Origin of the sequence: Sphingomonas sp. (assembly GCF_035714405.1) — a bacterium.
Lineage (GTDB): Bacteria > Pseudomonadota > Alphaproteobacteria > Sphingomonadales > Sphingomonadaceae > Sphingomonas.
This window is the reverse complement of sequence record NZ_DASTMA010000023.1, coordinates 13,425-33,022: the sequence shown is the minus strand read 5'-3', so window position 1 is coordinate 33,022 and position 19,598 is coordinate 13,425. Positions and strand designations below refer to the sequence as shown.

General features: G+C 67.7%; 21 protein-coding genes. 10 read left to right on the top strand and 11 right to left on the bottom strand.

Annotation, left to right across the window (positions count from 1 at the left end):
- Positions 1–26: 26 nt before the first annotated feature.
- The 4 genes from VFQ64_RS13655 to VFQ64_RS13640 form a co-directional block, all read right to left on the bottom strand.
- Positions 27–329 (bottom strand): YggT family protein, encoded by a 303-nt coding sequence (locus tag VFQ64_RS13655; RefSeq protein ID WP_325103892.1) that lies wholly within the window; start codon positions 327–329, stop codon positions 27–29.
- A gap of 106 nt (positions 330–435) precedes the next feature.
- Entirely contained in the window at positions 436–1,347 is a 912-nt protein-coding gene (gene argB, locus VFQ64_RS13650) for an acetylglutamate kinase (RefSeq protein ID WP_325103891.1), read from the bottom strand.
- Positions 1,348–1,409: 62 nt separating this feature from the next.
- Positions 1,410–1,748: a hypothetical protein gene (locus VFQ64_RS13645; RefSeq protein ID WP_325103890.1), complete on the bottom strand. Its 339-nt coding sequence runs from the start codon at positions 1,746–1,748 to the stop codon at positions 1,410–1,412.
- 106 nt (positions 1,749–1,854) lie between these two features.
- Complete coding sequence (locus VFQ64_RS13640) at positions 1,855–2,499, bottom strand: queuosine precursor transporter (RefSeq protein WP_325103889.1); 645 nt, start codon at positions 2,497–2,499, stop codon at positions 1,855–1,857.
- A gap of 175 nt (positions 2,500–2,674) precedes the next feature.
- Here VFQ64_RS13640 and VFQ64_RS13635 point away from each other — a divergent pair, with 175 nt between their 5' ends.
- Together VFQ64_RS13635 and VFQ64_RS13630 are read left to right on the top strand one after the other, a co-directional pair.
- On the top strand, positions 2,675–3,934 hold the full coding sequence (locus tag VFQ64_RS13635; RefSeq protein WP_325103888.1) for a NupC/NupG family nucleoside CNT transporter: 1,260 nt from the start codon (positions 2,675–2,677) through the stop codon (positions 3,932–3,934).
- Between the two features lie 26 nt (positions 3,935–3,960).
- On the top strand, positions 3,961–4,365 hold the full coding sequence (locus tag VFQ64_RS13630) for a YdeI/OmpD-associated family protein (protein ID WP_325103887.1): 405 nt from the start codon (positions 3,961–3,963) through the stop codon (positions 4,363–4,365).
- Here VFQ64_RS13630 and VFQ64_RS13625 read toward each other — a convergent pair.
- Positions 4,355–5,224, bottom strand: a complete 870-nt coding sequence (locus VFQ64_RS13625; RefSeq protein WP_325103886.1) for a 3-hydroxyacyl-CoA dehydrogenase NAD-binding domain-containing protein — start codon at positions 5,222–5,224, stop codon at positions 4,355–4,357. The two genes, VFQ64_RS13630 and VFQ64_RS13625, sit on opposite strands and share 11 nt — an antisense overlap.
- A 55-nt stretch (positions 5,225–5,279) precedes the next feature.
- Here VFQ64_RS13625 and VFQ64_RS13620 point away from each other — a divergent pair, with 55 nt between their 5' ends.
- On the top strand, positions 5,280–7,097 hold the full coding sequence (locus VFQ64_RS13620) for a DUF885 domain-containing protein (RefSeq protein ID WP_325103885.1): 1,818 nt from the start codon (positions 5,280–5,282) through the stop codon (positions 7,095–7,097).
- 186 nt (positions 7,098–7,283) lie between these two features.
- Here the strand turns inward: VFQ64_RS13620 and VFQ64_RS13615 are convergent, their stop codons facing one another.
- The 3 genes from VFQ64_RS13615 to VFQ64_RS13605 all read right to left on the bottom strand — a co-directional run bounded on the left by VFQ64_RS13615 (position 7,284) and on the right by VFQ64_RS13605 (position 8,808).
- Positions 7,284–7,703, bottom strand: a complete 420-nt coding sequence (locus VFQ64_RS13615) for a hypothetical protein (protein ID WP_325103884.1) — start codon at positions 7,701–7,703, stop codon at positions 7,284–7,286.
- A 132-nt stretch (positions 7,704–7,835) separates the two neighbouring features.
- The gene (locus VFQ64_RS13610) at positions 7,836–8,072 is read right to left on the bottom strand and encodes a hypothetical protein (RefSeq protein ID WP_325103883.1); all 237 of its coding nucleotides are present in this window, start codon (positions 8,070–8,072) and stop codon (positions 7,836–7,838) included.
- A gap of 4 nt (positions 8,073–8,076) precedes the next feature.
- Complete coding sequence (locus VFQ64_RS13605) at positions 8,077–8,808, bottom strand: Crp/Fnr family transcriptional regulator (protein WP_325103882.1); 732 nt, start codon at positions 8,806–8,808, stop codon at positions 8,077–8,079.
- A 554-nt stretch (positions 8,809–9,362) separates the two neighbouring features.
- On the opposite strand from VFQ64_RS13605, the gene VFQ64_RS13600 reads away from it, so the two are divergent.
- The 4 genes from VFQ64_RS13600 (at position 9,363) to VFQ64_RS13585 (ending at position 12,878) form a co-directional block, all read left to right on the top strand.
- On the top strand, positions 9,363–9,674 hold the full coding sequence (locus tag VFQ64_RS13600) for a LysR family transcriptional regulator (RefSeq protein ID WP_325103881.1): 312 nt from the start codon (positions 9,363–9,365) through the stop codon (positions 9,672–9,674).
- 199 nt (positions 9,675–9,873) lie between these two features.
- Entirely contained in the window at positions 9,874–11,934 is a 2,061-nt protein-coding gene (locus tag VFQ64_RS13595) for a S9 family peptidase (RefSeq protein ID WP_325103880.1), read from the top strand.
- A gap of 108 nt (positions 11,935–12,042) precedes the next feature.
- Positions 12,043–12,432 (top strand): acyl-CoA thioesterase, encoded by a 390-nt coding sequence (locus VFQ64_RS13590; RefSeq protein ID WP_325103879.1) that lies wholly within the window; start codon positions 12,043–12,045, stop codon positions 12,430–12,432.
- Positions 12,433–12,593: 161 nt separating this feature from the next.
- Positions 12,594–12,878: a PspC domain-containing protein gene (locus VFQ64_RS13585; RefSeq protein WP_325103878.1), complete on the top strand. Its 285-nt coding sequence runs from the start codon at positions 12,594–12,596 to the stop codon at positions 12,876–12,878.
- On the opposite strand, the gene ppc is transcribed toward VFQ64_RS13585, so the two are convergent.
- Together ppc and VFQ64_RS13575 are read right to left on the bottom strand one after the other, a co-directional pair.
- The gene (gene ppc, locus VFQ64_RS13580) at positions 12,875–15,526 is read right to left on the bottom strand and encodes a phosphoenolpyruvate carboxylase (protein ID WP_325103877.1); all 2,652 of its coding nucleotides are present in this window, start codon (positions 15,524–15,526) and stop codon (positions 12,875–12,877) included. The genes VFQ64_RS13585 and ppc overlap by 4 nt on opposite strands.
- 51 nt (positions 15,527–15,577) lie before the next feature.
- Positions 15,578–16,144: an HNH endonuclease gene (locus tag VFQ64_RS13575; RefSeq protein ID WP_325103876.1), complete on the bottom strand. Its 567-nt coding sequence runs from the start codon at positions 16,142–16,144 to the stop codon at positions 15,578–15,580.
- A 53-nt stretch (positions 16,145–16,197) separates the two neighbouring features.
- Between VFQ64_RS13575 and VFQ64_RS13570 the strand changes: the two genes are divergently transcribed.
- The 3 genes from VFQ64_RS13570 to VFQ64_RS13560 are packed head-to-tail and all read left to right on the top strand — an operon-like array spanning position 16,198 to position 17,959.
- Positions 16,198–17,181 carry a glutamyl-Q tRNA(Asp) synthetase gene (locus tag VFQ64_RS13570; RefSeq protein WP_325103875.1) on the top strand — a complete coding sequence of 328 codons (984 nt, stop codon included), beginning with the start codon at positions 16,198–16,200 and terminating at the stop codon, positions 17,179–17,181.
- Between the two features lie 9 nt (positions 17,182–17,190).
- On the top strand, positions 17,191–17,421 hold the full coding sequence (locus VFQ64_RS13565) for a twin transmembrane helix small protein (RefSeq protein WP_325103874.1): 231 nt from the start codon (positions 17,191–17,193) through the stop codon (positions 17,419–17,421).
- A gap of 1 nt (position 17,422) precedes the next feature.
- Entirely contained in the window at positions 17,423–17,959 is a 537-nt protein-coding gene (locus VFQ64_RS13560; RefSeq protein ID WP_325104019.1) for a cob(I)yrinic acid a,c-diamide adenosyltransferase, read from the top strand.
- 59 nt (positions 17,960–18,018) lie between these two features.
- On the opposite strand, the gene VFQ64_RS13555 is transcribed toward VFQ64_RS13560, so the two are convergent.
- Positions 18,019–19,497: a DNA photolyase gene (locus VFQ64_RS13555; protein WP_325103873.1), complete on the bottom strand. Its 1,479-nt coding sequence runs from the start codon at positions 19,495–19,497 to the stop codon at positions 18,019–18,021.
- Positions 19,498–19,598: the final 101 nt, after the last annotated feature.

Sequence of the window (19,598 nt, the reverse complement as noted above, 5' to 3'; positions counted from 1 at the left end):
CGCTCGCCACCCGGGCAACAGACCGGCTAGAGGACTTCCGGCCCCGCAGCCAGCGCCAGATAGGGCAGCGCCCGGCTGCGCAGGAACGACACCACCAGCAGCACCACCAGTGGGGCCAGGTCGATCGCGCCGAAGTCGGGCAGGATGCGGCGAATCGGGCGATAAAGCGGCTCGGTCAGGCGATCGAGCCCCTGCACCAGCCCGCCGACGAACTGGCTGTGCCGGTTGACGACATTGAACGCGAGCAGCCAGCTGAGGATCACCTGCACGAAGATCACGACCTGCAGGATCATCAGCAGATAGTCGGCGAGAAGGAAGATAAGGCCCATAAGGGTGACTTAGGGGGGCAGGCGACGGCGGGCAATGGCGCATCGGGTTCCCTTCCCGCTTGCGGCAGGGGCGTCTGGTCCTCCCCTCCCGCCAGCGGGAGGGGAGCTAGTCCGCCTGCCGCCGCACCAACGTCCCCGCCCCCCGCCGCGTGAAGATCTCCAGCAGGATCCCGTGCGGCACCCGGCCGTCGATGATCACCGCCGCGTCCACCCCCGCCTCGACCGCGGCGACGCAGGTCTCGACCTTGGGAATCATGCCGCCGGTGATGGTGCCGTCCGCGGTCAGCGCCTCGACCCGCGCCGGATCGAGGTCGGTCAGCAGCTCCCCCGCCTTGTCGAGCACGCCGACGACGTCGGTCAGCAGGAAAAACCGCGCCGCTCCCAGCGCCCCTGCGATCGCGCCGGCCATCGTATCGGCGTTGATGTTGTAGGTCTGGCCGTCGGCGCCGATCGCGACCGGTGCGATCACCGGAATGATGCCCGCCGCCGACAGCGTGTCGATGATCGACCGGTCGACTGCGACGGGTTCACCGACAAAGCCCAGGTCGACGTGGCGTTCGATCCCCTGGGTGCGGTCCGCCCCGCGCCGATCACCGACCTTCTCGGCCGTCACCAGGCCTGCGTCCTTGCCAGAGATGCCGACCGCGCGACCGCCCGCCTGGCCGATCCAGCCGACGATTTCCTTGTTGATCGAGCCCGCGAGGACCATCTCGGCAATCCGCGCGGTCTCCGCGTCAGTCACGCGCAGCCCGCCGACGAAGCGCGATTCGACCCCGAGCCGCTTCAGCATCGCGCCGATCTGCGGCCCGCCGCCATGCACCACCACCGGGTTGATGCCGACCGCGCGCAGCAGCACCATGTCCTCGGCGAAGTCGCGCTGACGCTCCGGATCGCCCATCGCGTGGCCGCCATATTTCACCACGAAGGTGGAGCCGGCATAGCGCTGCAGATAGGGCAGCGCCTCGGTCAGCGTCTCCGCCTTTGCAAGCAGGGCGGGATCAGGCGTGTGATCGGTCATGGACATGCCTTTAGGGGGCGGGTCCCGCAGGCCCAACCCCCTCTCGGCCGTCGCGGCGACGCTTACTTCTTGTCGGTCTCGCCCTCGGAGACGCCGATGGTCGGCACGGACACCGTCTCCTTCTCGGTGGTGACCTTCGGCACCTCGACGGTTTCCTGCTTGGTGCCGACCACGACCGACTTGGAGTCGACGTCGACGTTCGGAAGCGCGCCGGCCTTGGCGTCGACCTCGACCTTGGGCATCTCGCCGCCGGTCGCGTTGACGCGCCAGAAGCCGGTCAGGAACAGCAGCGCGGCGATCAGCCCCGCCAACAGCGCCACGATCCCGATGACGCGGCCCGCGCCGCCCCGCTTCTCGACATATACGCGGTCGCCCGCTTCGTTGTTACGATACTCGGCCATTACTTGCCTCCTCCTGAACTACGCGCCTAAACCCACGGTCGGGGCGGCTTGTTCCCGCCGCGAAACGATGACGGCCGCCCGAAGTCAGCGACGCCGTCATCGGTCTTCACCCTCGGTCGAGAGCTCGCCCAAGCGCCACGGCGGCATAGATCAGCGGCGGCACCAGCAGCGCCGACAGCGCCACCTTCGCGATCATCTGTCCGACCAGCAGGTCGCCGATCGGAAACACGCCCAGAAATGCGATCGTCACGAACAGCAGCGTGTCGACGATCTGGCTGAGCACGCCGGCGGTCGCGGAGCGCAGCCACAGCAACTTTGCCCCCTCACGGCCCTTCAACCACGAAAAGATCGTGACGTTCAGCGTCTGCGACACGCCATAGGCGACGATGCCGCCGATCCAGATCCGCCAGGTCGAGAACAGGATGCCCTGCACCGCCGCCAGCGCCTCGGGCCGGCTCTCCCGCATCTCGGCCGAGGCGGGCAGCGCCCAGACCAGCAGCGACAACAGCAGCGAGGCGATCAGGGGCACGAAGCCGAACCGGACCAGGCTGTTGGCGGTCGCCTGCCCATGCAGTTCGGCGACGGCGGAGGACACCACCACCAGCAGCAGAAAGGCAAAGATGCCCGCCTCGATGGTGAGCGGCCCCAAGGCCACCTGCTTGTTGCCGAGCACGCCGGCGATGCACACCATGCCGCCATAGAAGATCGCCAGGACGAAGAGAGAGCGGGACAATGGAACAGGGGGGCTCATGGCGCCGTGCTAGCCGCCTCGCGGGCGCCGGTCCATCGCCGGCGAGGATTGCGCCTGTCCTACAAGGATTTTCATCGGCATAAGAGCGGAGGTACGAAGGCGGGGCGTGGGTGGAGCGATTACGAATGTGTGTTGATCCCGGCAACTTCGACAACTTCGGCGGGCCGCGCGCCTGATGACCAGCCCGCTCATCGGCATCGCCGGCATTCTCGTCATCCTGGCGCTCGCACTGCTACTCTCCACCGATCGCCGCGCCATCCGCCTGCGCGTGGTCGGCGCGGCCTTCGCGCTGCAGGTCGGGATCGCGGTGCTGGTGCTGTATACCAGCTGGGGCCGCGCCGGGATCGAGGCGATGGCGCGCGGCGTGTCGAACCTGCTCGGCTATGCCAACAAGGGCACCGAATTCCTGTTCGGCCCGGCCGCAACCAACCCGCTCGCCAACACCTTCGCACTGGGCGCGCTGCCGGTGATCATCTTCTTCGCGGCATTGGTGTCGATCCTCTACTTCCTCGGCATCATGCAGCGCATCGTGCGCTGGGTGGGGGGCGCGATCGGCTGGATCACCGGCATCAGCCGGGTGGAATCGTTGGGTTCGGCGGCCAACATCTTCGTCGGCCAAAGCGAGTCGCCGCTGGTGGTCCGCCCCTATCTCGCCGCGCTGCCGCCTGCGCAGCTGTTCACGCTGATGGTGGTCGGCATGGCCGGGGTCGCCGGCACGATCCTCGCCGCCTATGCGACGCTGCTCGGCCCGACGGCGTTGCCCTATCTGCTCGCCGCCGCCTTCATGTCCGCTCCCGGCGGCATCCTGATGGCCAAGATCGTCATGCCCGATGCCGCGCCACAGCTCGGCGAGCTACCGCTGGTCGGCGACCAGGGCGAAGGCGCGATCGACGTTGCCGAGACCTTCGAGGAGGGCGAGCGCCCGGCCAACATCATCATGGCCGCCGCGCAAGGGGCGCAGACCGGCGTCAAGCTGGCGGTTGCGGTCGGCGCGATGGTGCTCGCCTTCGTGGCGTTGGTGGCGCTGGCCAACGGCCTGCTGGGCGGCGTCGGCGGCTGGTTCGGTCGGCCGGACCTCAGCTTCCAGCAGGTCGTCGGCTTGGTCTTCCAGCCGCTGATGTTCCTGATCGGCGTGCCCTGGGCCGAGGCGGGCACGGCCGGTGGGCTGTTCGGGACCAAGATCGTGCTGAACGAATTCGTCGCGTTCATCGAACTCGGGCAGATGGCCGCGTTGAGCGAACGCACCCGCATCATCGTCACCTTTGCGCTGTGCGGCTTCGCCAACTTCTCCTCCATCGCGATCCAGATGGCGGTGACCGGCGGCCTGGCGCCCAACCAGCGCCCGGTGATCGCCAGGCTCGGCCTGCGCGCGCTGGCGGCGGGCAGCCTCGCCAATCTGATGTCAGCGGCGCTGGCGGGGCTGCTGATCGGGTGAGCGCGCCGTCGCGGACCTTCACGATCGTGCCAGACGCATCGTTCGAGATCGCCCTGCCCTTTGACCAAAAGACCGTGTTCGGCCGCACCCGCGCCCCCGTCCTGGTAACCATCAACGGCCACAGCTGGCGCAGCACCGTCACCACCATCGGCGGCACCCCCTGGCTCCCCCTCCGCCAGAGCAATCGCGAGGCAGCGGGTGTGCGGGAGGGCGTGGCGATGGAGGTGACGGTGACGCTCGACACCGCACCGCGCAGCGTCGATCCGCCCGAGGACCTGCGCGCCGCGATCGAAGCAGCAGGCGCCTGGCCCGCATGGAAAAAGCTCAGCTTCACCCACCAACGCGAGCATGTGGAGGCGATCGAGGGCGCGAAGAAGCCCGAGACCCGCGCCCGCCGAATAGCGAAATGCGTCGCGATGCTCAGCGCGTAGGCACCGGCTCCGGACCCGAATAGTCGTAGAACCCGCGCCCCGACTTCCGCCCGAACCAGCCTGCCTCGACATACTTCACCAGCAGCGGCGCCGGCCGGAACTTGGGGTCGCCGGTGCCCTCGAACAGCACGCGCGTAATCTCCAGGCAGGTATCGAGCCCGATGAAGTCCGCCAGCGTCAGCGGCCCCATCGGGTGGTTGAGCCCGAGCTGGCAGGCGAGGTCGATGTCACGGATGCTCGCCACGCCCTCGCCTAACGCGAAGCAGGCCTCGTTGAGCATCGGCATCAGCACCCGGTTGACGATGAAGCCGGGCGCGTCGTTGGCGCGCACCACCTGCTTGCCGAGCCGCTGCGCATAGGCCTCCACCGCGGCGACCGTCGCGTCCGACGTCGCCAGCCCGCGGATCAGCTCGATCAGCCCCATCACCGGCACCGGATTGAAGAAGTGGACGCCGACGAACCGCGCCGGATCGGGCGCCGCCTGCGCCAGCCGCGTGATCGGGATCGACGAGGTGTTCGATGCCAGGATTGCCCCCGCGCCCAGCACCGCGCCGACATCGGCGAAGATGCGCCGCTTGATCTCCTCGCGCTCGGTCGCGGCCTCGATCACCAGCGCCGCCGGCGCGAACGCACTTGCCCCGTCGACCGGCTCGATCCGCGCCAGTGCCGCGTCGGCATCCCCGCGCGCGATCTTCTCCTTGGTCACCAGCCGGTCCAGCTGCTTGCCGATCCCCGCCTTGCCCGCCTCCGCCCGGTCGCGCGACACGTCGGCCAGCAGCACGCGATACCCTGCCTGCGCGGACACCTGCGCGATGCCCGCCCCCATCTGCCCCGCCCCGATGACGCCGATCGTATCCATCTCGATTGCTCCTGTGTCCGCCCGCCGCTAGCGATTAAGCGTGATGAGGAAAACCATGCAGCTCAAAGCCCTGTTCGCATCCGTCCTGCTGGCCAGTGCCGCGTCGCTTTCCGCTCAGGCGCTGCCCCCGCCCGTGCCGCTGCCCGGCGACAGCGCAGAGGACACCAAGCTCAAGCGGCTGTTCTACGACAGCGACGAGCGCGACCTCCGCCTCAACCCAATCAGCGCCATCTTTCGCGGCGACCTGCGCTACGCCGACCGGCTCGGCGACTTCTACACGGACGCCAGCGAGGAACGCGACCGCCGCAACACGCTCGCCGATCTCGCCGCGCTGCGTCGGATCGACCGCACCCGCCTCACGGTCGTCGACCAGCTGGCCTATGACGTGTTCGAGCACGGACTGCTGGTGTCGCTCAAATCCTACCGGCCCGAGTTGCTCCGCGTCAGCCGCGCGCTGCCGATCAACCACTTCGGGGGCTTGCAGACCTTCTACCCCGACTTCGCGAGCGGCAAGGGTGCAGCACCCTTCAAGACCGTGCTCGATTATAACAACAACCTGAAGCGCAACGCGCAATATGCGGCCGGCTACGACCGCATCATCGCGCGCTTCCGCGCCGGCATGAAGGCCGGGATCGTCCAGCCGCGCCTGACCGTCGTCAACATGATCGAGCAGTTCGACAACCTGCTCAAGCAGGGCGTCGAGGGCTCCACCTTCTATGCCCCCGTGACCATGTTCCCGGCGACGATCCCCGCCGCCGATCAGGCGCGGCTCAAGGCTGCCTATGCCGCGCAGGTTCGTGACCTCATCAACCCCGCGCATCGCAAGATCCGCGACTTCCTGCGCACCGAATACCTGCCCCGCGCCCGGGCCACCGTCGGCCTGTCGGCGATGCCGGGCGGGGCGGCCTATTACGACTATCGCATCGAGGCGAGCACGACGCTGCCGCTCAAGGCCGCCGACGTTCACGCGCTGGGCTTAAGCGAGGTCGCCCGCATCCGCGCCGAGATGCAGCGCCAGCAGGCCGCAGTCGGCTTCAGGGGCACGCTGGTCCAGTTCTTCGAACATCTGCGCACCGACCCGAAGTTCGCGCCCAAGTCCGCCGCCGCGATCAAGGCGAGCTATGAGAGCATCGCCAAACGCGTCGACGCGCGGGTCCGCGACCAATTCGCGCTGATCCCCAAGGCACCGCTGGAGCTGCGCCCCGTCCCCGCCTTCCGCGAGAAGACCGACGCCGCCGGCTCCTATCAGGAGGGCACCCCCGACGGGACGCGGCCGGGCGTGTTCTACTTCAACACCTATGACCTGCCGACCCGCTACACCTGGGGCGAAGAGACGTTGTACCTGCACGAGGCCGTACCCGGCCATCACTTCCAGATCAGCCTCGCGCAGGAGAACGCGGCACTCCCCGCCTTCATGCGCTTCGGCGGCAACACCGCCTATGTCGAGGGCTGGGCGCTCTATGCCGAGAGCCTGTACCGCGAACTGGGCGTCGAGACCGACCCTTACCAGCGCATGGGCGGGCTGGGCGACGAGATGCTGCGGGCGATGCGGCTGGTGGTCGACACCGGCCTGCATGCGATGGGTTGGAGCCGCGAGCAGGCGATCGACTACATGCTCGCCAACTCGCCCGGCAGCCGCACCGACTATACCGCCGAGGTCGAACGCTACATCGCCAACCCCGGCCAGGCGCTCGCCTACAAGGTCGGTCAGCTCACCATCCTGCGCTTGAAGGCCGACGCAAGGGCAAAGCTCGGCGCGAGGTTCGACCCCCGCGCCTTCCATGCCGCCGTGCTCGACACCGGCTCGCTGCCGATGCCGGTGCTGGAGCGGAAGATCGGGGCGTGGATCAGCCGCCAGCGCGCACGCGAGTAGCGAAGCTATTCGCGAGACGCGCAAGCCTGTCCTGAGCGCCTGCCTTGGCAGGCAGTCGAAGGGGCCGGCCGGCGGGTCGGCTCCAGCCGAACCCGTTCGACGTCACGCGATTCACTCGCGTGACGGGTTCCCGGCGCGCGATCTATCCCGGCTCGGAAATGTCCGCTTTTGGTGGAAAGCGGACGATCAGTGCCGTCGCGACGATGGCTGATTGGTGATCGTTCGCCTTGGGTTTTTCGGCACCGGAAAAAGGCAGTTGGCCCGGTAGACTGTTTTCCATTGGCCTTTATCCAGAAGCTGAAGGGCGCGCCCGCCAAGAGCAGCAAGGACAACGCGTGCTTCGCCTCCCGCCCATGCGTCCAGCAAACGCTCGAACTGAGGAGCGCTTCTTTCAAAGGGAAAGAAGTAGGACCAGAACCCCGCAACGCCGAAGTTCAGTTCGTCGCCGTTCTGAAGCCCGAGGGTAATGGGCAACGATAGACCGTCTTGCGTCGGAAACTCCCAGAGCACTTCGATTGGAGCGTTGGGGTCTACGCTGTAGGCAAGCCGGTGCGCCTCGGCAAAGCGCGTAAAAAGGGCTGTAGCTTCATCGCTATAGTCGACCATCAGTCGCGTTATCTCGCAGCGCGCGAATGTCCGCAACTGGGCGTAAGCAGCCGTTCGGCGGTCAGCCGCACGGAACGCCCGGAGGTGGTGATTAGCTGCCGGCCTTCGGGCGTTGATCGCCGCGCACCTAGTCTACGTCATCTGCCGCTGCACGTGCGCCTCGAAGGCATCGAGGTTGGGAAAGACGGCACCAAGCCCCTGCTGATCTACCGTAAAGGCCGCCTCGACATACCAATGCCCGAACAGCGTCCCATGGAGATCGCCTAAACGCGAGAGAACGGCGAACAGCCGACCGTCGCGCAATGCCAGCACAGCCTCGCTGTCGCCGAATGCAGAGTCCAGCCGGGCCGGCTCAAACGTGATAGCCATGGGGTCAGGCGGCTTGGGCGTGCAGATAGGCAGCGTCGAAGTCCGCTGCTCTGCGCATCCTGTCCCAATCGGCAATCTCGACCTGTCGCTTGTCTCGCGCGATCAGACCTTCCGCAGCCAGCTGCGCAAGCATACGATTGACGTGGACGTTCGTAAGGCCGGTCGCGTCGGCGATGTCCTCTTGCGTCATGGGCAGCTCAAAGGACGTCGGACGGCCAAGACCGGCCGTCTCGCGCCGGGCCGCAAACTCACAAAGCATATGCGCGATCCGCTGTTTGGCGTCGCGCCGGCCCACGTTCAGCACCCACTCTCGAAACACGGATGCATCGATCAGCGTGTCGCGCCAGAGCGCCTCAGCGATCGTTGGATGAGTTTGCGCCACCTTCTTCAGTTCGGCAGCCGGTGTAGCGGCAAACGTTAGATCGCTGATCGCCTGGATGCTGTGATCGGCTCGGGAGAGCAGAAGATGCTGCAGGTCCACGATGTCGCCGGCCATGTGAAAAGACACGATCTGCCGCGAACCCGTTCTGGTGGTCTTGTATCGGCAGGCGTAGCCGCTCAGCAGCATGTAGCAGGTGGTGGACTCTTCGCCTTCGCGCAGAAGGTGCTGCCCAGCAGCCACCCTTTTGCGCGCAAGTGGCAGGTTCTTGAGCGCGTCGCGATCCTGCTCATTGAGCTTTGCGAGTCGCTCCAGCTTCCGCGTCATTGCGCCGAAGCCGTCGTCGTTGAAGTGCATGGTAGTCCGCCGCCGCCGTTCATTCGTTCGTCCGCAGGCTTTCGACATTCTCTATGGAAAATCAACGACGTGCGAGCTGATAGAGTCTTGCTTAACTTAGATTAAGGCCTAAGTTCAAGAGCCAGCCAGCCCGTTACGTTGAATGCGACGGGTGGTCTGCATCATGCAGCACCCCGGCTACAGCGGGACAAGCCTATGGCCTACCAAGCAACACATATCGTGTCAGAGGAACGCCGGCGCGCTGCGGTGATCGGGGAAACCTTGCTTGGCTGTCTCGCTCCCGTGGACGATGACAGGTTTGCGGGCTTGCTGGCCGCCTTGGACCACGTGCCCTTCGCGCTAGACTCACGTCTGTGTGGTCCTGCCGCCAGCGACCAAATTGTAGGCCGGTAGCGCTTCCTTCAGCCCAGCTGAACGTCCGCAATTGGGCGTTAGCGGACATTTGCCGATCCCAATGTCTGCTGATTGGTGGCATCGGCCCCCGACTCCCCTCCGCCTGGAAACATCGAAATAGCTCTGCCCTACAAGCCCGCATTCGTGCCCTAAGCTCCCCGATGGAGCATCACCCTCACCTCGTTCGGTCACCCACGCCCGAGCGCGCCCACTGGACGCCGGCGAAACAGCGCATCTTCCTCGCCGCGTTGGTGGAGACCGGCAGCGTCGCCCGCGCCGCGCGGGCCGCCGGCATGTCGCGGTCTAGCGCGCATCGGCTGCGTCGGCGGCTGGCGGGCACGCCTTTCGATCGCACCTGGACCGCCGCGCTGCAACGCCATGCCGCCGCCCTCGCCGATCCGATCGCCGCGCTCGCCGATGCGTCGCCGGTGCGTGACGGGCGCGTCGCCGATGCCGAGCAGGCGCGTCGGTGAGGCTGGCCCGTGACCTTGGTGTGACCCGGATGTTACCGTGGCGGCGCTGCAGCGGCGCATGGGTGTCGCGCGGCAGGTGCCTCGTCGTCCCGACCGGGCGCTTCGCGGGCGCGATTGGCCCGAAACGCTGTCGGGCGCTCAACATTCTCAACGTTCGCCGGCCTTGGTCCCCGGGCCACCCCGCGATAGGGCCAACGGCATGACCAACCCAACCCCACCGGTCGCCGACCGCCGCCCGCACAGCTTCACCGCGCATGGCCACACGATCGAAGACCCCTATGCCTGGCTGAAGGACCCGAACTATCCGGAGGTCACCGACCCCGACATCCTCGCCTATCTCGAGGCGGAGAACGCCTATTTCGAGGCGGTGATGGCGCCGCACGCGCCGCTGGTCGACACGATCTACGAGGAGATGAAGGCGCGCATCAAGGAGGACGAATCCTCCGTGCCGCAAAAGGACGGCGACTGGCTCTACTGGACCGCGTTCGAGACCGGCGGCCAGTACCGCAAATGGTGGCGCAAGCCTGTTGCCGGTGGCCCCGACGAATTGCTCCTCGACGAACCCTCGCTGGCGGACGGCAAGGAGTATTTCCGCCTCGGCGCGTTCGCGGTGTCGAACGACGGCACCAAGCTGGCCTATGCGATCGACGACAGCGGCGCGGAGCGGTTCGAGGTGCGGGTCAAGGATCTGACGACGGACGAGCATCTGCCCGAGACCATCCCCGGCATGCTCTCCGACATCGTCTGGACCAGCGACGACGCCGGCTTCCTCTACGGCCTCGCCAACGAGCAGTGGCGCACCGACAACGCCCGCTTCCACCGGCTCGGCACCGACCCCGCCGACGACGTCGTGCTCTTCCACGAGGCCGACGAGGGCTTCCGCGTCGCCGTCGCGGAAACCAGCGCGCGCAACTGGATCGTCATCGCGACGGGCGATCACGTCACCAGCGAGGTCTATCTGCTCCCAGCCAACGACCCGCTCGCGAAGCCGATCCTGGTCGCCCCGCGCATCACCGGCCGCGAATACGATGTCGACGAGCATGACGGCGTGCTCTTCATCCACACCAACGACACCGACCCGATGTGGCGGCTGTGCACCGCGCCGGTCGAGCGGCCGGGCGAGTGGACCGAGCTGATCGCGCCGTCGCCACATTTCTACATGACCGGCGTCGAATGCTATCGCGACTTCTTCATCGTCGAGGGCCGCGAGGACGGGCTCGATCAGGTCGCGCTCCACCGCTACGAGGCGCCGACGCAAGGCCGCCGCATCGGCTTTCCGGAGGCGAGCTACGCCGCCGGGCTCGGCGACAATCCCGAATATGCCGTCGACACGCTGCGGCTCGGCTATGAATCGATGGTCACGCCCGGCACTGTCTACGACTATGACGTGGCGACGGGCGCGCTGACGGTGCGCAAGGTGCAGGAGATCCCGTCCGGCTACGACGCCGCCAAATACCGCACCGAGCGCCTCAAGATCGCCGCGCGCGACGGCACGCAGATCCCGGTCTCGATCGTCTATCCCGCTGGTTTCGAGAAGAACGGCACCGCGCCGCTCTTCCTCTACGCCTATGGCGCCTATGGCTACGCCATCCCGCCCGGCTTCTCGACCGGGCGCCTGAGCCTGCTCGATCGCGGCTTCGCCTTCGCCATCGCGCATATCCGCGGCGGCGACGATCTCGGCCAGCAATGGTATCATGACGGCAAGCTGGAGAAGCGCACCAACACCTTCAACGACTTCGTCGATGTCGCGCGCGGGCTGGTGGCGCAGGGTTGGACGAGTGAGGGCAAGATCGCCATCTCCGGCGCCTCGGCGGGCGGCGAGCTGATGGGCGCGGTGGTCAATTCCGACCCGGAATTGTGGGGCGCGGTGGTCGCCGGCGTGCCCTTCGTCGACGTGCTCAACACGATGATGGACCCCGAGCTGCCGCTGACCCCCGGCGAATGGCCGGAATGGGGCAATCCGATCGAGGACGCCGCCGCGTTCGCGTTGATCCGCGGCTACGACCCCTACCAGAATGTCCGCGCCCAGGATTACCCGCCGCTGTTCATCTCCGGTGGCCTCAACGACCCGCGCGTAACCTATTGGGAGCCCGCCAAATGGGCCGCCAAGCTCCGCGCGACCAAGACGGACAACAATGTGCTGCTCTTGAAGACAATCATGGGCGCCGGCCACGGCGGCAAGTCCGGCCGCTTCGACAGCTTGCGCGAGACGGCGGAGGAGCACGCCTTCGTGCTGTGGCAGCTGGGGGTGGAGGGCTAACGTCATGCTGAACGTGTTTCAGCATCCATGCGCGACCGCGCGCCGGTGCCCTTGCGGCCGGCGTCGCGCATGGACCCTGAAACGAGTTCAGGGTGACGGAGCTCTTGGGTGACCCCCTTCACCCTCCCCTTCACCGCCGCCCGCGCCGACATCGACGAACTCGGCCACGTCAACAATGCCGTCTGGGTCAGTTGGGTGCAGACACTGTCGGTCTCCCACTGGGAAGCAGTCGCCCCGCCCGAGCACCAGGCCGCGCATGTCTGGGTCGTGACCCGGCACGAGATCGATTATCGCGGCAACGTTCGCGAGGGCGAGACGGTGACCGGGGAGACCTGGGTCGGTGAACCGAAGGGAGCGCGCTTCGACCGCTTCTTCCGCTTCACCGGTGTGGACGGCCGTGTCCGCGTGGAGGGCCGTTCCACCTGGGCCCTGCTCGACCGCCACACCGGCCGCCTGCTGCGCGTCCGCCCGGAGTTCGCCGCGCCCTTTCTGACCTGACCGACGCCAATTTGTGGCGAACTTTACCATCTTGATGAGTAGCGAATTAGGACTGGAATTCCTAAGTAACTGGAATGACACATTCCCTCGAACTGGCACGGTCCCTGCAGTCATCCTTCGTGAACCGGGCGTCCTCGCCCGAGACATCGAAGGAGCCGACCATGCACACTAACACGCCGCTCTGGGCCCGCGAAGACACGATGCTCGGCGTCTGCCACGGCCTGGGCGAGGAGCTCGGCATTCACGCCAACTGGCTCCGCATCGCGCTGGGCCTGGGCCTGTTCTGGAATCCGGCCGCGGTCGTCGTCGGCTATCTGGCGCTCGGCGTCGCGCTGGCGGTGTTCCGCTGGTTCTTCCCGCTGCGGCCCGCCGTCCCCGCCGAGCCCCGTCAGCCGTTGCGCGGCGACAACGACGATGCGTTGGACGCCCGGGCGCAGGCCGCCTAGCCCGAGTTGCGCAGCGCCGTCGCGATCGCGTTGATCGACAGCAGGATACCCTCGCCGATGCGAGGGTCGTCCTCGCCGGCGCGGTGCCGCTTCATCAGCTCGATCTGGAGCAGGTTGAGCGGCTCCAGATAAGGCAGCCGCAGGCGGATCGAGGCATCGAGCTTGGGGCTGTTCTCCAGCAGCCGCGTCTGGCCGGTAGCCGCGAGCAGCCCGTCATGGGCTTGGCCCCAGCCGTCGCGGATCCGCTCGAAGATCGGCCTAAGGTCGGGCTCGACCAGCTCGGCGTAACGCCCCGCCAGCGCCATGTCCGACTTGGCGAGCACCATCTCCATATTGGCGAGCGTCGACGCGAACAGCGGCCAAGCCTGCGCCATCTCGGCCAGCAGCGCCTTGTCCTCGCACTCGGCGAGCGCCTGCCCGGCCCCGCACCAGCCCGGCAGCATCACCCGCGCTTGCGCCCAGCTGAACACCCAGGGGATGGCGCGCAGATCCTCGATCCGGTCCGACCTGGTTCGCGACGGCGGCCGCGAGCCGATGTTGAGGTTGGCAATCTCCGCGATCGGTGTCAGCTGGCGGAAGAAGCTGCGGAACCCTTCTGTCTCATAGACCAGCCCGCGATAGGCGCGGAACGCGCTGGCGGAGAGCCGGTCCATCGCCGCGGCGAACGTCTTGCTTTCCTCACTGGACAGCCGCGGCGGTTCCAGTGTCGCCAGCAGCGTCGCCGACGCCATCGCCTCCAGATTCGCGATCGCCCCCTCGCGCGTGCCATACTTGCCCGCGATCACCTCGCCCTGTTCAGTGATCCGGATGCGGCCCTCGACGGTGCCGGGCGGCTGCGCGCGGATCGCGGCGAACGACGAACCTCCACCCCGCCCGACCGCGCCGCCGCGGCCGTGGAACAGCTGCAGGCGGACCCCGGCAGCATCGAACACCGGCCGCAGCGCTGCCGACGCTTGCGACAGGCTCCAGGTCGAGGTCAGATAACCGCCGTCCTTGTTGCTGTCGGAATAGCCGATCATCACCTCCTGATGACCCCGCGCCCGCGCGATCGCCGCCACCTCCGGGAGCGCGAACGAGGCTGCCATGATGCCGGGTGCTGCTTCCAGATCCTCGATCGTCTCGAACAATGGCACCGCCATGATCGCGGCTTCACCCGGGCGGTACAGCCCCGCCTCTTTGAGCAGCAGATGCACCTCCAGCAGGTCACTAACCGACTTCGCCATCGACACGATGTACTGGGTGATGCAGGCGGGGCCGTAGCGGGCATGCGCCGCCGCCGCCGCCTCGACGATCGCGAGCTCACCGCATGTTTCGTCGCTGTACTCGGCAAAACGGCTGGTGAGCGGGCGGGTGCTGGCGAGCTCCCGACGCAGCAGCACCACGCGAGCGTCCTCGTTCAAGGCGAGGTAATCCGCCTCGACGCCTGCCACCGCGAACAGCTCGGCGACGACGCGCTCGTGAACCGCCGAGTTCTGGCGCAGGTCGAGCGTGGCGAGATGAAAGCCGAACAGGTCGACCGCACGGATCAGCCGCCCCAGCGCGCCACCGCTTGCCAGGGCTCCGCCGCCGCCCGCCGCCAGTGCGCGGGCGATCGCGACCAAGTCGGCGCGAAAGCTCTGCGAGTCGGGATAGGCCTCGCCGGTCAGCGGGCCGGGGCGCGGCACAGGCGTGCCGGTGAGCGCGAGATGCGTCGCCGCCAGCCGCGCATAGATGCCCGACAGCGCGCGGCGATAGGGTTCGTCCTGGCGCGACGCGGCGGTGTCGCCGCTCCGTGCAGCGAGCACCAGCACCGTTTCGTCAACGGCCGCCTGATTGCTCGAGATCGACAGCTCCGCGCCCAGCGCGTGGACAGCTTCGAGGTAATGGCCGAGCACCGCCTCCGCCGCGTTGGCGAGCGCGGTCCGGAGCGAGTCGGCGGTGACGTACGGGTTGCCGTCCCGGTCGCCGCCGATCCAGCTGCCCGGCTTCAGGAACGATGGCGTTCGCTCGCCCAGCGCGCGATCCCAACGCGCATAGAGCGCAGGCAAGGCGGGCAGGAACACGTCGCGCAGATAGGACAACGCGGTCTCGACCTCGTCGGTGACGTACAGCCGCTCGCGCCGCAGCGCCCGGGTTTGCCAGAGCAGCGCCACCTGACGTCGGATCGCGTCGTCGATCATGTCGCCGTCGACCGTCTCCGCAAGCCCCGCATCCTTGCGCGCCATCAGCTCGGCGATGCGGTTGCGGTGGTCGATCATGCTCTTGCGCCTTACCTCGGTCGGGTGGGCGGTGAGCACGGGCGCGACCAGTGCTCGGGCGAGGAGATCGCGGATGCGCTTGGGCTCCACTCCGTCCGCTTGCAGTCGAGCCAGCGCGGCCGCGAGATCCGCGCCCTGCTCGGCAATGACGCCCTGGCGATCCTCCGCCAGATTGGCGAGCATCGAGAACAGCATGAACCCGCGCACCACCTCCAGTGCCTCGTCGAGATCGAGGTGCGACAGGTCGAGCTGCGCGTCGCCCGAGGACCGGTGACGTTCGACAGACGCACGGCGGATCGTCTCGATCGTCGCGTAGATGCCCTCGCCGGCATAGTCGCGGATGACGTCGCCCAGCATCGCGCCCAGCAGGCGCACATCGGGATTGTTCGCGATCGGAGGAAGGCTGGCCATGTGCCGATGCTGCGCTGCGGCGTAGGGCAGGTCAACCTCGCCGAACCGGCGTCAGGCCTCCAGCTCGATGTCCCAGTACAGCCAGTCCCGCCAAGTCTGGTGGAGATAATTGGGCGGGAAGCTGCGGCCATGTTCCTGCAGCTGCCACGAGGTCGGGCGGATCGGCTCGATATGGAGCGGCATCCGCGCCTGACGCGGCGTGCGCCCGCCCTTCTTGAGGTTGCAGGGGGCGCAGGCGGTGACGACATTCTCCCAGGTGGTCCGCCCGCCCTGGGCGCGAGGGATGACATGGTCGAAGGTCAGGTCGCGGCCATGCCCGCAATATTGGCAGGCGAAGCGGTCGCGCAGGAACAGGTTGAAGCGGGTAAAGGCGGGGAATTGCGACGGCTTGACGAACTGCTTGAGCGCGATGACGCTGGGCAGCTTCAGTGCGACGCTGGCGCTGCGCACCTCGCGCTCGTAGCAGCTGACGACATCGACGCGGTCGAGGAACATCGCCTTGACCGCGGTCTGCCACGGCCAGAGGCTGAGCGGATAATAGGACAGCGGCGTATAATCGGCGTTGAGGACGAGCGCGGGGCAGCCATCGGGGTGGCGGATGAGATCGGGATGAAACACGGCTCCTCCCAGCGCTGCGCCCGTGCCGCATGGAACGCGACGGTGACGCCACCATGACAGCACAGGCGGCGATTCGGGGTCAAGAGGTCGTTACTCGGTTTGCGCCCTCGCCGACCGGGCAGCTCCACCTGGGCCACGGCTATTCGGCGGTGCTGGCGCACGACTTCGCGGTGGCCTACAGCGGGCGGTTCCTGCTGCGGATCGAGGATATCGACGGGACCCGATCGCGACCTGGGCACGTCGAGACGATCCTGGCCGATCTAGCGTGGCTGGGGCTCGCGCACGCGCCGCCGGTGTTCCAGTCGGCGCGACTGAACCTGTATGCAGACGCGCTGGAGCGGCTGAAGGTGGCGGGGCTGGTCTATCCCTGTTTCTGTACCCGGGCGGAGATCGCGGCGGCGAGCCTGAGTGCCCCGCATGGGGTGGAGGCGGTGTATCCCGGAACCTGCCGGGGGATCGCGGCACCGGACCTGGCGAGGCCGCATTGCTGGCGGCTCGATGTGGCGAAGGCGCTCGACAGTTTCTTCCCCGGCGAAGGCCGGGGCCCAGTTGCACCGTCGCCGGTGGGCGAGGACATTACGCTATCACAAGGGACGTCGATCCTGAGCCGCGGCCTTCGCCGAGGAGGAGGCGGTCACCCTATGGAGCTATCCTGGCACGACGCTTCCGCGGGATGGATACAGGCCGACCCACTCGCCCATGGCGACGTCATCCTCGCGCGCAAGGACGCGCCGGCCTCCTATCACCTCGCGGTCACCGTCGACGACGCCGCGCAGGGCGTGACCGACGTGGTGCGCGGGATGGACCTGTTCCGCGCCACCGACGTGCATCGGCTGCTGCAGACGCTGCTCGGGCTGCCCAGCCCGCGCTACCACCATCATCCGCTGCTGACCGGAGCGGACGGCGAGCGGCTGGCGAAGCGGCATGGCAGCCCGACGCTGGCGGCGCTGCGCGAGGCGGGCGAGGACGGGCGCAGCGTGGCACGTGCGTTACGCTTGGGCATTTTGCCCACTGGTTTCGCCGTGGCCGCGCCCTAGATTACCACCATGAACACCTTCCTCGTCATCTTGCTCATCGCCGCCATGCTTGCCACCGTGGTGGCGCTGGTGCGCGGCATCGTCTCCTTCCTGCAGGAAAGTCACGCTCAGGTGCGCGACGGCGAGGGGCCGAGCGCCGCGTCGCTCAAGTCGAACAAGATGATGCAGATGCGCGTCTTCTATCAGGCGCTGGCGATCCTGATCGTGGTGGTTATCCTGTTCGCGGCCGGGCGGACCTGAACTGGTCAAGCTCAATCGCATCTATACGCGGACCGGCGACGACGGCACCACGGGGCTGGTCGACGGGTCGCGCGTTGCCAAGGCTTCGGCGCTGATCGGGGCGATCGGCGAAGTGGACGAGGCGAACTGCGCGATCGGGCTGGCCGTGATCCATGCCGAGGACGGCGACCCGTTGCGACGCATCCAGAACGACCTGTTCGACCTCGGTGCCGATCTGGCCACTCCCCAGGGCATCGAGGGCGCGCTGCGTATCGTGCCCGCGCAGGTCGCGCGGCTGGAGGCGGAGATCGACGCGATGACCGCCCAGCTGCAACCGCTGACCAGCTTCGTGCTGCCGGGCGGCACCCCCGCGGCGGCGGCGCTGCACGTCGCACGGGCAACGACGCGTCGGGCGGAGCGCGCGGCGAGCGCGGCCGCGGTCAGCCCGCTGGCGCTGGCGTATCTCAATCGGCTGTCCGACTGGCTGTTCTGCGCAGCGCGAATGGCGAACGACGCGGGCGCGGGCGACGTGCTGTGGGTGCCGGGTGGCGAGCGTTAGCTGACCAGCTTTTTCGTCTTCCCCGGCGAAGACCGGGAAGATGTAAAGCTCCAACCCGGTCACATCGGCAACGCCCCGGTCAGATACGGATCGACCGGTGGCTCCTCGGGCACATCTAGATCAATCCCCGCCCGCGCGGCGGCGTCCGCGAACCAGCGGTCGCCATTGACCTTGCGCAAGGTCGTATCGGTGCGGCTCGGCACCAGGCCGTAGATCGGACCACGGCGATAGCCCGGCTGCGCGTCCCCGAACGCCCAGGCGAGGTTGCCATAGGTCGACGGGTCGCGGCCATCGAGGCTCAGCCGATCGTTGAGGTAGCACGCGGTCGCCCACCCGGCTTCGGGCGAGGGCGTCATCGCTATCAGCCGCTTCGACCAGTACATGCGCAGATTGTTGTGCATCCAGCCGTCGAGCAGATATTGTTTCTGACACGCGTTCCAGGTCTCGTCCGCGGTTTCGCCCAGCACCAGCGCGCGCAACGTCTCGACCTCCGGACGCGGGTCACCGGCATGTTCGGCAAGCTCGCGTCGCGCCCAGTCCGGCACCCGGTCGTAGCGTTCGGGCACCGGCAGCGAGCGGGCCTTGTAGTGGAACCACTCGCGCCAGGTCAGCAGCTCGTCGAGGAACTTGTCGCGCGTCGCGGCGTCGACGCCGGCCTCTTCGACCACCGCGACGATCTCGCGTGGGGAGACGACGCCGAAATGGAGGTAGGGAGACAGCGTGCTCGCCCCTTCCGGCCGGCGCGCCTCGCGGCGTGCGTCGGCATAGGCGGGCAGCACCTCGGTCCGCAGCCGCTCAAGCCGCAGCGCGACCTCGGCGCGGGTGGCCGGAAACATCGCCGAGGGGGGCAGCGCATGGTCGATCGCGCACTCCGCGACCAGCGCGTCGAGCCGGGCGTCGGTCAGGTCGGCCAGACGGTCGGGCTTGTAGGGGAGCTTGCCCGCATAGGCCGGCCGGTCCGGCTGCTCGTCGGTCCAGCCATACCAGTCGGCCCGCACCTTCTGGTGGCGGCGCCGAAAGGCCGACGTGGTGCGCACGCCCTGCTCCAGCGCCAGTGGCGGCACCGTGCTGGCGGCGTTGACCGCCAGGGCGGCCGCGTCGGTCCTGGCCGCGAACCGCTCCGCCTGCCACTGCGCGACAAAAGCAGGCTGGTCCTCAAGCACCACGGCGGCGGCATCGGCGGCGAGGCGGTAAACGAGGCCCCTCTCGCGCTTGGCCGCACGATCGACGAACTGGACGCAAGCAAGGCCGCGCGCGGTGCAGTCCCGCTCCAGGTCGCGGCTGACGCCGAGAACGAAGCGGTGGAGACGATCCGACGCGTAGGGGTAATCCTCGCGCAGCCCGTGATAGACGAGCACCGGCAGGCCCAGCGCATTGCCGAGCAGCACCGCCGCGTCGATTACCGGATTGTCGGTCGCGCGCAGCGCCTGCTGCAACCAGCACAGGACGTAGTTGCCAGCGCCGAGCGGCCGGTCATTGAGCACGCGGAGGCGAGGAGCCTCGTGCCAGTCGGCGAGGAGTGCGACGGCGTCCGTCATCGGAAGTTGAGGGAAAGTTGAGGCTCGATCATGGTCGGCGCAGCGGTCCGGCGGACTGGAAGTTGAGGGAAAGTTGAGGCGTGAAACGCGGCCGCGCGTTG